10 protein-coding genes are annotated in these 12,310 nt (G+C 39.7%); 4 read left to right on the forward strand and 6 right to left on the reverse strand.

Annotated features, from left to right (window positions below; translation table 11 throughout):
* The first annotated feature begins 23 nt into the window (after window positions 1–23).
* Both aroB and AC0N32_RS07510 read left to right on the forward strand, forming a co-directional pair.
* The gene (gene aroB, locus AC0N32_RS07505) at window positions 24–1,070 is read left to right on the forward strand and encodes a 3-dehydroquinate synthase (RefSeq protein WP_476393235.1); all 1,047 of its coding nucleotides are present in this window, start codon (window positions 24–26) and stop codon (window positions 1,068–1,070) included.
* Between the two features lie 272 nt (window positions 1,071–1,342).
* A complete protein-coding gene (locus AC0N32_RS07510; protein WP_476393236.1) occupies window positions 1,343–2,029 on the forward strand; it encodes a porin family protein in 687 nt (228 codons plus the stop codon).
* 85 nt (window positions 2,030–2,114) lie between these two features.
* On the opposite strand, the gene purF is transcribed toward AC0N32_RS07510, so the two are convergent.
* The 5 genes from purF to AC0N32_RS07535 all read right to left on the reverse strand — a co-directional run bounded on the left by purF (window position 2,115) and on the right by AC0N32_RS07535 (window position 7,717).
* Window positions 2,115–3,614 (reverse strand): amidophosphoribosyltransferase, encoded by a 1,500-nt coding sequence (purF, locus tag AC0N32_RS07515; protein ID WP_476393237.1) that lies wholly within the window; start codon window positions 3,612–3,614, stop codon window positions 2,115–2,117.
* 133 nt (window positions 3,615–3,747) lie between these two features.
* Window positions 3,748–4,467: a phosphoribosylaminoimidazolesuccinocarboxamide synthase gene (purC, locus tag AC0N32_RS07520; protein ID WP_100375651.1), complete on the reverse strand. Its 720-nt coding sequence runs from the start codon at window positions 4,465–4,467 to the stop codon at window positions 3,748–3,750.
* A gap of 28 nt (window positions 4,468–4,495) precedes the next feature.
* On the reverse strand, window positions 4,496–5,191 hold the full coding sequence (locus AC0N32_RS07525) for a DUF3307 domain-containing protein (protein ID WP_476393238.1): 696 nt from the start codon (window positions 5,189–5,191) through the stop codon (window positions 4,496–4,498).
* Window positions 5,192–5,193: 2 nt separating this feature from the next.
* Window positions 5,194–5,799 (reverse strand): SatD family protein, encoded by a 606-nt coding sequence (locus AC0N32_RS07530; RefSeq protein WP_476393239.1) that lies wholly within the window; start codon window positions 5,797–5,799, stop codon window positions 5,194–5,196.
* 505 nt (window positions 5,800–6,304) lie between these two features.
* Entirely contained in the window at window positions 6,305–7,717 is a 1,413-nt protein-coding gene (locus AC0N32_RS07535) for an APC family permease (protein WP_476393240.1), read from the reverse strand.
* 1,452 nt (window positions 7,718–9,169) lie between these two features.
* Here AC0N32_RS07535 and AC0N32_RS07540 point away from each other — a divergent pair.
* Window positions 9,170–9,679: a DUF4920 domain-containing protein gene (locus AC0N32_RS07540; RefSeq protein ID WP_476393241.1), complete on the forward strand. Its 510-nt coding sequence runs from the start codon at window positions 9,170–9,172 to the stop codon at window positions 9,677–9,679.
* Window positions 9,680–9,755: 76 nt separating this feature from the next.
* On the opposite strand, the gene AC0N32_RS07545 is transcribed toward AC0N32_RS07540, so the two are convergent.
* Window positions 9,756–10,865, reverse strand: a complete 1,110-nt coding sequence (locus tag AC0N32_RS07545) for a M14 family zinc carboxypeptidase (RefSeq protein ID WP_476393242.1) — start codon at window positions 10,863–10,865, stop codon at window positions 9,756–9,758.
* An 831-nt stretch (window positions 10,866–11,696) separates the two neighbouring features.
* On the opposite strand from AC0N32_RS07545, the gene AC0N32_RS07550 reads away from it, so the two are divergent.
* Window positions 11,697–12,245 (forward strand): helix-turn-helix domain-containing protein, encoded by a 549-nt coding sequence (locus tag AC0N32_RS07550; protein ID WP_476393243.1) that lies wholly within the window; start codon window positions 11,697–11,699, stop codon window positions 12,243–12,245.
* The last annotated feature ends 65 nt before the right edge of the window (window positions 12,246–12,310 follow it).

Consider the following 12,310-nt stretch of genomic DNA (forward strand, 5'->3'; position numbering starts at 1 on the left):
ATTAATACAACAGAAAATCTAAAATGATAACAACATTAAATGATAATTTTTCACAGCTAAACGATTTTTTACAGACAAAGTCCTTCAGCAGGATTTTCATTCTGGTGGATGAAAATACGCATGAATATTGTCTTCCGGTTCTTTTAGGAAACCTGGAAACTGATCTTTCGTTTGAAATTCTGGAAATCGAACCGGGTGAGGAAATGAAAAATATTCAGACAGCCAATCAGCTTTGGGAAATTCTTACAGAAATGAAGGCAGACCGTAAAGCTCTGGTTATTAATCTCGGCGGTGGTGTCATCACGGATATGGGCGGATTTGTGGCTTCCACTTATAAAAGAGGGATTCAGTTCATCAATATTCCGACAACGCTTTTATCGATGTGCGACGCCTCCATTGGCGGAAAGACAGGCATCGATCTGATGCACTACAAAAATATGGTGGGAACATTCACCTTTCCGGAAAAGATCTTCGTATATCCTAAATTCCTGGAAACACTTCCTTATAAAGAACTGAGAAGCGGCTTTGCAGAAATGCTGAAACATGGATTAATTGCAGATCAAAAACATTGGGAAAATCTTATTCATATTTCCAAACTTGATTTTGAATCCGTGATTCCTCACATCAACACTTCCATGGAAATCAAGCAAAATGTCGTGCAGCAGGATTTTCAGGAAAAGAATATTCGTAAAACGCTGAATTTCGGCCATACGATCGGACACGCTATTGAGAGTTTATGCCTGAACCAGGGAAACCCTATTCTTCACGGAGAAGCTGTGGCTATGGGAATGATTACCGAAACCCATTTATCTTTTTCAGAAGGACTGATCAGCGAAGAAGACTGCAGTATCATTATTGAAAATATTCAGAAGTATTATCCTTACCTCGATATCAGTGATTTTAAAGATGAAGACATTTTCGATCTTTTGATCAATGATAAAAAGAATACCGACAGCAAGATTAATTTCTCCCTGATTTCAGGAATCGGGTCTTGTACATTTGATTACCAATGCAGTACAAAAAAGATCGCTTCATCCATAGAATATTACAGAAAACTGAATGATGCATAAGCTGTTTTAACCCTAAATTTCACGCGTAATAAGTCACTATTTACTAAAATTTGAATTTAGATTATTTCTAAAAAAGCGGATTTTATTTAAAATTAAAATATTATTATTCAGTCATTTACGAATAGTTTAAATTCCATAAAAAAGTTAATGGAGGCTGACTTTTATCATGATTTATTTTTTTGGCAAGCAATTTGAAAGATACTCCCCGTCAAATTAGTTTGACAGTAGTAAAATTTAAAATTAGAAAAAGTAAATTATTAAAAATTAAAGTTATGAAAAAGTTAATCTTAGGAATGGCTCTTACAGCTGGTTCGTTAGCATTTGCTCAGACTACAACAGGTTCTTCAACAAGCCCAATCAGATTTGGTGTGAAAGCAGGAATGAACGTAGCATCTCTTTCTAAAGATGCCGGCCTTGAAGACCAAAAATCAAAGATCGGATTTAACGCTGGTGTTTTTGCCAACATTCCGTTAGCAACTTCATTCAGCATCCAGCCGGAGGTTATGTATTCTCAGTATGGTGCTAAAATCGAGAGTGTAAACGAGTCTACTATACTTGGTACGACTACAAGAACCGTAAACTCTTCTTCTACACACTTAGATTATATTACAGTACCGGTAATGTTCCAGTATAATTTTGTACCAAACTTCTACGTAGAAGCAGGTCCTGAATTCGGGTTCAACGTAAGTGCCAAAAACAAAGGAGACAGAACGGTTACTACAACAAACTCTTCAGGAAGCTCTAGTGCAACATCAAGCTACTCAGAAGATATCGACAAGGATAACATGAATACCTTCAACTTTGGTCTTGGTTTAGGAGCAGGATACTACTTCACAGATAATTTCGGTATTACAGCAAGATATGTTGCAGGTCTTACCGATATCGCTAAAAACAGACCAAGCGGATCTGATGCTATCAGAAACAACACTTTCCAAGTTGGTTTAGCATTTAAATTCTAGGAATTAAACAATTTTGATTTCAATAAGAAAAGGTCAGATTTCATTAGAAACCTGACCTTTTGCTTTATCTGAATTTAAAAAAATCTTAATTAAATAATTCTACTTCTTCCCCTTTTCCTACAGGATATTCTTCCGTAAAACATCCGAAGCAATGGTTGGCAGAACCTAAAATCTCTTTTAAATTTTCAACACTCAAAAATTCGAGGGAGTCTACACCCAGGTAATCTCTGAGTTCTGTCGTCGTCATATTCGCAGAGATAAGATCATCTTTTGAAGGCGTATCGATCCCAAGGTAACATGGAGCGATGATTGGCGGAGAAACACTTCTGAAGTGTATTTCCTTCACACCGGCATCTTTTAAGATCTTCACAAGTCTCTTGGAAGTCGTCCCACGAACGATAGAATCGTCGATGATCACTACTCTTTTATCTTTAATCTCTGAAATAATCGGGTTCAGCTTTAGGTTTACTACCCTCTCTCTCATTTCCTGGGTAGGAACGATAAAACTTCTTCCGATGTATCTGTTTTTAATTAATACAGGACGGAAAGGTATTCCCGAAGCTTTGGCAAAGCCAATTGCAGCAGGAACGCCCGAATCGGGAACGCCGATCACAACGTCTGCCTCTACCGGCGCCTGATGCCAGATCTTCTCTCCTGATTTTTCTCTGATCTCGTAAACGTTGATATTCTCCAGTGAAGAGTCGGGTCTGGCAAAGTAAATATATTCGAATGAACAGATTCTCTGTTTTCCTTTCTGCTCATCTGCCATATAAGAATGAAGTCTTCCCGGCTCGTTTTCGTTGGTATAAACGATCTCCCCAGGCAGAATATCACGAACATACTGTGCCCCTACGGCATCTAAAGCTACGGACTCTGAAGCAACCACGTATGATTTCTCATCTATCGCTCCCAGAACCAAAGGCCTGATTCCATTAAAATCCCTGAAGGCAAAGAATTTATTTCTCGTCATTCCTACCACGGAATAAGCCCCCTCGATCTTTTCCATGGTCATTTTGATGGCTCCGCGAAGTCCAAGGTCAAGATTCTTCTGGATCAGTCTTAAGATCACCTCCGAATCGGAGGTTGCCCTGAAGACCACGCCTTCAGCTTCCAGCTCAGCTTTCAGCTCTTTGGCATTGGTAAGATTCCCGTTGTGTGCAATGGAAAGGATGATCTGGTCATACTCATTCTTGGCAAAGAACGGCTGGAAGTTATACTTTTTCTTGTCTCCTGCCGTGGTATAACGGGTATGCCCTATGGCAGAATTTCCCATAAAAGTTTCAGGATCCGGGATCTCTTTATAAACGTCCAGAACCAGACCTTCATCTTTCATGTTGGTGATCTTCCCGTCTTTTAAAACAGAAATACCACATGCCTCCTGGCCTCTGTGCTGTAATGCAAAAAGCCCGAACTGTGAAAGTGAAAACGTATCAAGATCATTGTCAGAGTACATTCCGAAGATCCCGCATTCTTCATTCGGGGCATCCAGTCTTTCTTCTTCCTGCGTTCTGAAAAGATTCCTTCCGTAGGTCTCGGTTTCAAACTGTTTTAAATATTCACTTTTATGAATGTCTAAACTTTTCATTTCTATTTTTTCTAAATTAGAAGTTAGATATTAGATGTAAGAAATTAGTCTAAGTTAACTTCAATTATAATTTTGTTAAATAACAAATCATTTCAGAGCCAAATCTAGCATCTGATGTCTAACATCTGAAATCTTACTTATTAAGTACAGTTTTCAATCTGTTATAGATCTCAACATAAGCTTCGGTAACTTCGCCAAGATCTCTTCTGAATCTGTCTTTGTCAAGCTTCTTCATGGTGTCTTTGTCCCAAAGTCTGCATGTATCCGGAGAGATTTCGTCTGCAAGGATGATCTCGCCGTCCGAAGTTTTTCCCAATTCGATTTTGAAATCAACAAGGATGATGTTCATTTTGTCGAAAAGATCGATCAGGATTTCGTTGATGTCTGAAGTCAGCTCATACATTTCATCCAGTTCCTCATAGGTTGCTGCTCCTAAGAAAACTGCGTGGTGATCGTTGATAAGCGGATCTCCCAACTCATCTTTCTTATAGCAGATATCGAAGATCGTCACCGGAGATTTGATGCCTTCTTCCACGCCTAATCTCTGAGCCATGCTTCCTGCGGAATAGTTTCTTACAACCATTTCCAAAGGAATGATGGATACTTTTCTTACCAGCTGCTCTCTTTCGTTCAATTGTTTAATGAAATGAGTCTTGATCCCTTTTTCATTTAAATATTCAAAAATGAGAGTCGTGATCGCGTTGTTCATTTCTCCTTTAAGATCTACAGATCCTCTTTTCTGAGCATTAAATGCAGTAGCATCGTCTTTGAAACGCACGATTACCTGATCAGGATTATCGGTAGCAAATACCTGTTTTGCTTTACCTTCGTACAACATTTCTTTCTTTTCCATTTCTAAATTGTCTTTATTAGATTTATATTTATTTGATTACAATTCCCGTTAAAACGGCCATCCCGAAGCTGAGGAGGGTACCGATGAGTACATATTCCGTGAGCTTCCTCTGCCTGGCCTGCGCAAGATCGCTGAATCTGAATACCGATTTTGCGGCGACCATAAAACCTACGCCCTCCCAATGGTCCACCACGATGAAAGTAAATACCAGAAGACGTTCCAGAATTCCTATATACTTTCCTGCATCTGCCAGCGATTCGGTCTGAATGGTGCCGGACGTTTCAGGAGTGGGTGTCCATGATGAGAGTAATATCCTTATGATTAAAGAAGCAGGCGTTGTCAAGAACAAAGCTGCTCCCAATAGTTTTAAAATGTGTTGATCTTTCAGAAAATCAAAGCTGAACTCACGGTAATAAAAGGAGATTCCTGCGATGACCAGGAGATGTAAGGCCTGATCAATAAAAAACCAGCTTTTCTTGTTCTGTATGGTCTGAAAGCTCAGCTTGGCAGCATCGATGATAAAGTGCGAAATGCCTACGAGTGCCGCCACCCACCAAAGCTGAATATCCCACAGGAAGACCAGGCTTAAAGCCGTATGAATCAGCACATGAATGTACAGATAGATGCTTTTCAGCTTTTTGCTTTCCTTGTCTGCAACCCATGAATCCGGCTGAAGAATAAAATCTCCGAGTAGATGTGCCAATATGAGTTTAATAAAAATCATGCTTAGAGTTCTGAAATTTTCTTTCTGAAATACTGGTTGGTTTCCACAATGAGTTCGTAGTTGGCGCGCTTCAGTCTCTGGCTTACCGAAGACTGTGAGATGGCAAACTTCCGGGCCAGGTCTTCCTGGGTGATCTCTTTATTCATGATCATTTCGTGGATGATTTCGGCGGTGGCTACCGTCCAGTTGTCGAAATCTTTTGAAGACCACTTCAGTAAAATGTTGAGATCCCTGTCTACAGAGCCGTTGGAAGTTTTGATCGATACGGTATGTCCGTCATTTTTAAGATCGTTGAGCAGTCTTCCGGAATGAACGTAGGCCGTTCCGTTGGATTCTGTGATCTTATCGGAGGAGAAGTTTTCTTCACCGATGCCTATGGCTATTCTTACATCCAGATTTTCCTGGCTTTTGATTAATGATTTGATGGCTAAAAAACGCCAGAATACATCATCGATATTGCATTTAAACTGAAACTCATCTCCCCTGTAGATTTCCCATGTGTGGGGAGCGCTTCCCCAGTTTTCGAGAAGATTTTTAAGTCTGGTGATCCAAACTTCCGTTTCCGCGTGTTGTGAATTTATAATGTCTCCGGTAATGACCGCTATCATTCTGCAAATATAAGCATAATTACTTATAAACAAAAAATATAAGGTGTACCCCTTATAGATAATAAGTATTAGCGAATCTGCTTATATCGATTTTAATGGAGTAGTCTATTTCTTAGATGCTGACTGGCAATGATGCAGACGAATACCCTAGCCTTGATTGCAGCGGCATCCTTTTGGGTGGCGGCGGGTAAGGAGCGGTGGCGGCCACCCAAAAGATACAGCGGAAAGCAAGATTAAGCTCCTGAAAAAAATAGTGTGGCCGGAGGATAAATCCTGAGTTTCGCCTTCCTCTTCTTAAACCCCCGCTTATGGTCTGCTAAAAACCTGCGCAGGAATTCACCAACTCCTGCGCAGGTTTTCGTTAACTCCTGCTTAGGTTTTCCTCAACTCCTGCGCAGGTTTTTGTCAGCTCCTGCTTAGGTTTGGAAAACTTGTTGCTAAACAGTGGCTTGATGAAAGAATTCCTATCTGTTAAATGACTTCATACCCTGCATCCTACAAGGGATTAGTGCTGCGGATTTTTCCTGTTGATAAAATAGTAAACCGGGAGCCCCAGCAAAACTAAAACGAATCCCGGCCACGTGTACTGCTGTTTGTAGATGAGCAATAAAATACAGAAAACAGTCCCGATCACCAGATAAACAACCGGTGTTACGGGGTACAGCCATGTTTTATACGGTCTCTCGAGTGCAGGCTGCTTCCATCTAAGGTAGATCACTCCGAAAACGGTAATCATGTAAAATAATACGATCACAAACGAGATCATATCCAGAAGGTTGCCGTACTGACCGCTAAGGCATAACAGCGAAGCCCAGATCCCCTGCATCCAGAGGGCATTTTCGGGGACCTGATTGGTATTGTTTTTTTCGGCCTGCCTGAAGAACATCCCATCTTTGGCCATGGTCTGAAAAACCCTTGCCCCGGCGAGAATCAATCCGTTATTACATCCGAAAGTGGAAACCATCACGAGAATGGCGATGATAACCGTTCCGGCACTTCCGAAAATAAAGTGTGAAGCGGCCACCGCTACCCTGTCATTTCCGGCAAAGGCAATGGAGTCTCTGTCGATTGCATTCAGATAAACATAATTGACAGCAATATAAAGGATCATCACGGCGGTTGTTCCGTAGATCATGGATTTAACGACGTTTTTCTTTGGGTTTTCAATTTCACCCGATACAAAGGTTACGCTTTCCCAGGCTACGGAGCTGAACACCGAACCGACCATAGCGGCTGCAATTCCTCCGAGAAGGGTCATTCCGCCAATAGGTTCCCAACCCTCTTTCAGGAAATTACCGAACCGGTCGGTCTTAAGGTTGTTAAAAGATTCGTATCCCAGGCTGAAGTTTTCTGCCAGATGAGAAATATCCACGAGAATAAACCCTGCGGCAATCAGCCCTAGGAGGGCAATAATTTTTGATCCCGTAAAGATATTCTGCAGCAGCTTTCCGCTTTCAACGCCTCTTGTATTGATGTAGGTCAGCAGGAGGATGATGGCAATGGCAAGCATCTGGATCCAGGTTATTTTAAATTCACCACTCTGGAAAATAGGTGCCGCATCGTTGAGTGCCGGAACCAGGTAAGCGGTAAATTTCCCGAAAGCCATCGCCACGGCCGCAATCGTTCCGGTCTGGATGACGGTAAACAGTCCCCAGCCGTAGAGGAAGCCCATTTTTCTGCCAAAGATTTCTTTTAAATACGTGTACTGGCCGCCCGCTTTAGGAAATAAAGCTGAAAGCTCGCCATAGCTTATTGCGGCCGCTACCGTCATGATTCCCGTAATGACCCAAACGACAATAAGCCAGAAACCTGACCCCAGGTTACGCATCATATCTGCGCTGACGATGAAGATTCCGCTTCCGATCATTGAACCCATTACCAGCATAATGGCGTCCCAAAGTTTTAGTTTTTTCTGCATAGTGAAGTATAGGCTTCAAATATAAATAATTATGGGATTAGTTTGCGTTAAAATTGGATGCCTGTTGGTTTTAACGCTAGGTTCGCAAGAGACTTTTGAATAATAGGCTACATATTTTTTGAGCGCAAAGGTACTTCGACAGGCTCAGCATAAACTAATCACTCAGCAAATGATAGCAGTGCATAGCCTTGTAACCGTTGATAAAAGAAATGCTTTGCGAAAGAATTATGCAGGATGATTGGCTATTTCCTTGCGAGCGTTGCGTTAAAATTGGATGCCTGTTGGTTTTTAACGCTAGATTCGCAAGGGGCTTTTGAATAATAGGCTGCATATTTTTTGAGCGCAAAGGTACTTCGACAGGCTCAGCATAAACTAATCACTCAGCAAATGATAGCGCTGTGGTAGTCATGAAGTCTTTATGAAGTTAAACACCCTTGCGGACGAATTATGCAGGATGATTGCCTAATTTCCTTGCGAACGTTGCGTTTAAAGTTGGGAGCCTGGTGGTTTTTAACGCTAGGTTCGCAAGAGGCTTTTGAATAATAGGCTACATATTTTTGAGCGCAAGGGTACTTCGACAGGCTCAGCATAAACTAATCACTCAGCAAATGATAGCAGTGTGGTAGTCATGAAGTCTTTATGAAGTTAAACACCCTTGCGAACGAACTATGTAGGATGATTGCCTAATTTCCTTGCGAACGTTGCGTTAAAATTGGGAGCCTGGTGGTTTTTAACGCTAGGTTCGCAAGAGGCTTTTGAATAATAGGCTACATATTTTTTGAGCGCAAGGGTACTTCGACAGGCTCAGCATAAACTAATCACTCAGCAAATGATAGCGCTGTGGTAGTCATGAAGTCTTTATGAAGTTAAACACCCTTGCGAACGAACTATGCAGGATGATTGCCTAATTTCCTTGCGAGCGTTGCGTTAAAATTGGATGCCTGTTGGTTTTTAACGCTAGGTTCGCAAGGGGCTTTTGAATAATAGGCTGCATATTTTTTGAGCGCAAGGGTACTTCGACAGGCTCAGCATAAACTAATCACTCAGCAAATGATAGCAGTGTGGTAGCCTTGTAACCGTTGATAAAAGAAATGCTTTGCGAAAGAATTATAAACGATGGCTTAAGGATTTTTGCTTTAAAATTGGATGCCTGTTGGTTTTTAACGCTAAGGTCACAAAAGATTGATTGAATACCTGCCGGCGTATTCTTCGAAATCTAAGCGTTCTACTCAGAAAATCCTGTACCTCTAAAACGTTGCTATCATTTGCTGAGTGAAACGCCCTTGCGAACGAATTATGCAGGATGATTGGCTATTTCCTTGCGAGCATTGCGTTAAAAATTGGTGCGCCTTGGTTTTAACGCTAAGGTCACGAAAAAGACCTGCTTTTTATTAAATCTTCAGCCCTGTTATCATTCGGAATTTATTAGTACTTTTGGAAAAAATATTAAAAATGAAATTCAAATCATTATTATTCGCAGCAGCTTTGGGTGTTTCCACCATCGCTTTTGCACAGGAATCAAAAAAATTCGGTCCGCCGGCAGGAAACGCTGTTGTAGGCGATACTTATGGAGGAAGTATTGCTTCCAATGCAGAATCTAAAGCCATATCGGTAGATAAATTGAGCAAAAAGCTTAAAAAAGACAATAAAAAAGTAGAGCATGTTGCCGTAAAAGGAAAGGTAACGGATGTATGCGATAAAAAAGGATGTTGGCTGACCATTCAGACAGAAGATAATTCTCAGTTTTTCGTAAAGATGAAAGATTATGCATTCTTCGTTCCCACTGCTCTGAAAGGTAAGAATGTAGTGCTGGAAGGTACTGCGGAAAGAAAAGTAACGTCCGTAGACGAACAGAAACATTATGCAGAAGATGCTAAGAAACCTCAGTCTGAAATCGATGCGATTACAACGCCTAAAGAAGAGATCAGATTCGTAGCCAACGGCATTAAAGTGGTGAACTAAACTTTCTTCACCAAACAGAAAACCTTTAACGGCTTTATCGTAAATACAAAAGCGGACCACCATGGATCCGTTTTTTTTAGTCTTCTATTGTGAAATTTATTTCCGTATCGAGTTTGGGATACCTGGTAGGGGAAACAAACTTTTTTCCGGTACAGTCTATTTCCTGCCATCCTTTACGTTTCTTCACATCGCCTACTTCCATAACAAACGGGATAAAAGAAATCTCGTCCTTTCCGTCTTCTTTTGTTTCGCGGTACTGAACGGCGATATCTAAAATACATTCGTGATCGGTGTTCAGTTTTACATTCCGGTAAATAATATCGTAATGGGTTTCCTTATTTTCCGGAATCTCAAGGTAGGTTTCCCAGTTCTCGGTCCCAGAATCAAGTGCAGCCATCGCTTTGAGTGCATAATATAATGCAATGGTGTAGTACTTCCTCGTTTCTTTCCTGAGGTAATCATTCTCGAAATGTCCGCCTTCAAACAGTATGGTCGGCATCCCGGCTCTGATAAAGTTATCTCCGGTGGAAGCCGGGTAAAATTCATCGGAATACCTTCCAATATGATTGGGAATGAGTTCTTTTAAGTGAGTATAAACATCGGCAATAACGGCCATGCATTTTTTCCTGTTTTCCGTAATGGTTCGTTCCACATTTTCAGACGGTGCCAAAAACGAAAGTGTAGCCGGATGAATGCCGTCTGTGGTAAAAATCGTCCGCTGTTCATGGAGATTTAGGGCATAGTCATATTTTTTTAGTGCTACTGCTTCTTTAAGGATAATGATCTCTTTACTTGCCTCATGATGAAAATCTCTGTTGAGGTCAATTTCAGAAGCATTCATTCGTGTCCATTTTTCAGAACCGTCCGGATTCAGCATAAAGATAAAGTCGAGTTTTACTTTGCTGAAGAGTTCTTCTTTTAATTCGGGAGCCTGATCGAGGCTTATGAGCAGATCGAGCATCGCATGCGTTGCATTCGATTCGTTCCCGTGCATCTGTGACCAGGCAAGCACATGAATTTCTCCGCTTCCTATCGATAATTTATAAACGGGCTTCTCCAGATGAGAGGTTCCGATCTGTTGAATGTAATCGCTGAGATTCGTTTTAAGATAAGAAAATAATTTTTCAGGAGAAATATAGCGGTTTGGGAAGTTGGGATTCTGCTGATAGATCTGTTCAAAAGTCATTGTGTAATAATTTACAAGAGTCAAATTTAAGGATTTTTTTGCAAAGTGAATTGATTCACATTTGTAACTAGTTTAAACAATGTGAATTGCCAAAATGTCTGTGGATAAAATTGTGGATTAATAAAAATTTAATGGTTACTATTTATTTTATTTAAATTCAAATACTTATAGATTTTAATTAAATATAAATTTGAATTCTACTTTAATAGCAATAAAGGTTACTTTTCAACATTTGCTCGTAATTCCATTAAACAAGTATGAGTGTGGAAAGTTTTAAAATTAATATCATATACAAATGTAAATTGTTAATAATTTAGATGTTTAAACTCCGATTTTTTTGGAAATTTTAGCAGACTTTAAAAATGTAACTTATATTATAATGTTTTAACTGATTTTTTTGTTTTAAAAATGAAGTTTAACAATACATCTTCCTATTGATGGTATTCTACGGATAGCTAAGATTTGTAATTTAGCATAAATCGATGATTTTTAGCACAGTTTAAGACATTTACGGATTCCTGCTCCACTTTCATTGTCAAAAGTGCGCTATCATGCATGAATACGTATAAATGACACTTATTTAATAGTCATTTAATCATTAATTCATTTACTTCATGTATTACTTGAAGATTAAGGTTAAATGTTAAATTCTGTGGAAAATTTGTTAAATAATAATTCTTGCATTATATCAGTAAATATGTAATATACTGAAAATAAGCTTATTAATTGTTTACATTTGTATCGTGAAAAGTTTTCTTTTTATTTACATTTATATTTTGCAATTGTAAATTATATTTTTACATTTGTAAAACAATTAGAGAGCTATATTTTATGAGTTTAAATGAGAGAATTTCAAAAGTTATCGATTATTCCGGATTGACTCCTTCTGAGTTTGCTGATGAGATTGATGTGCAGCGCTCTTCTATCTCTCACGTGACCTCCGGAAGAAATAAACCCTCCTTGGAATTTATTATCAAAATAAAATCACGCTTTCCTGAAATCCTTTGGGATTGGCTGGTCACCGGTGAAGGTGAGATGCTGAAATCTGATCTGCCGGAAATCACAGAAAATTCAGAAAAGACTCAGGAAATAAATGAAGAGGAAAAAGCTAAACCTGTTTCTCTTCCTGATCTTTTTACGATGATGAATGATGATGAGGATTTCGGAGCTGATGAAGATCAAACGGAGCTGCCGAAAATGGGTCCCGGAGAATCGTCTATACCGTCCCAAAGTACAGCAAAAGATAAAATAGCCGATTCTCAGCGATTAGAAAGCTTCAACATTCCGCCCACACCGCAATCTACTATAAATCAAGGAATTGCTATAAAACGGATTGTCATCTTCTATGAAAACGGAAAATTTGAAAGTTTTGAGCCTTAAAAGGTAGTTTGGAAATTTCAATAAAAAAAACCTTGCACGAAATGCAAGGCTTGTTTTATTATTTT

The sequence above is a fragment of the Chryseobacterium endophyticum genome (assembly GCF_056333165.1).

Coding starts and splice junctions, on each gene's coding strand:
- purC (WP_100375651.1), bottom strand. CDS start 4,467: ATGGAAAAGAAAGAAATGTTGTACGAAGGTAAAGCAAAACAGGTATTT.
- AC0N32_RS07550 (WP_476393243.1), top strand. CDS start 11,697: ATGAGTTTAAATGAGAGAATTTCAAAAGTTATCGATTATTCCGGATTG.
- AC0N32_RS07510 (WP_476393236.1), top strand. CDS start 1,343: ATGAAAAAGTTAATCTTAGGAATGGCTCTTACAGCTGGTTCGTTAGCA.
- AC0N32_RS07540 (WP_476393241.1), top strand. CDS start 9,170: ATGAAATTCAAATCATTATTATTCGCAGCAGCTTTGGGTGTTTCCACC.
- aroB (WP_476393235.1), top strand. CDS start 24: ATGATAACAACATTAAATGATAATTTTTCACAGCTAAACGATTTTTTA.
- AC0N32_RS07535 (WP_476393240.1), bottom strand. CDS start 7,717: ATGCAGAAAAAACTAAAACTTTGGGACGCCATTATGCTGGTAATGGGT.
- AC0N32_RS07545 (WP_476393242.1), bottom strand. CDS start 10,865: ATGACTTTTGAACAGATCTATCAGCAGAATCCCAACTTCCCAAACCGC.
- purF (WP_476393237.1), bottom strand. CDS start 3,614: ATGAAAAGTTTAGACATTCATAAAAGTGAATATTTAAAACAGTTTGAA.
- AC0N32_RS07525 (WP_476393238.1), bottom strand. CDS start 5,191: ATGATTTTTATTAAACTCATATTGGCACATCTACTCGGAGATTTTATT.
- AC0N32_RS07530 (WP_476393239.1), bottom strand. CDS start 5,799: ATGATAGCGGTCATTACCGGAGACATTATAAATTCACAACACGCGGAA.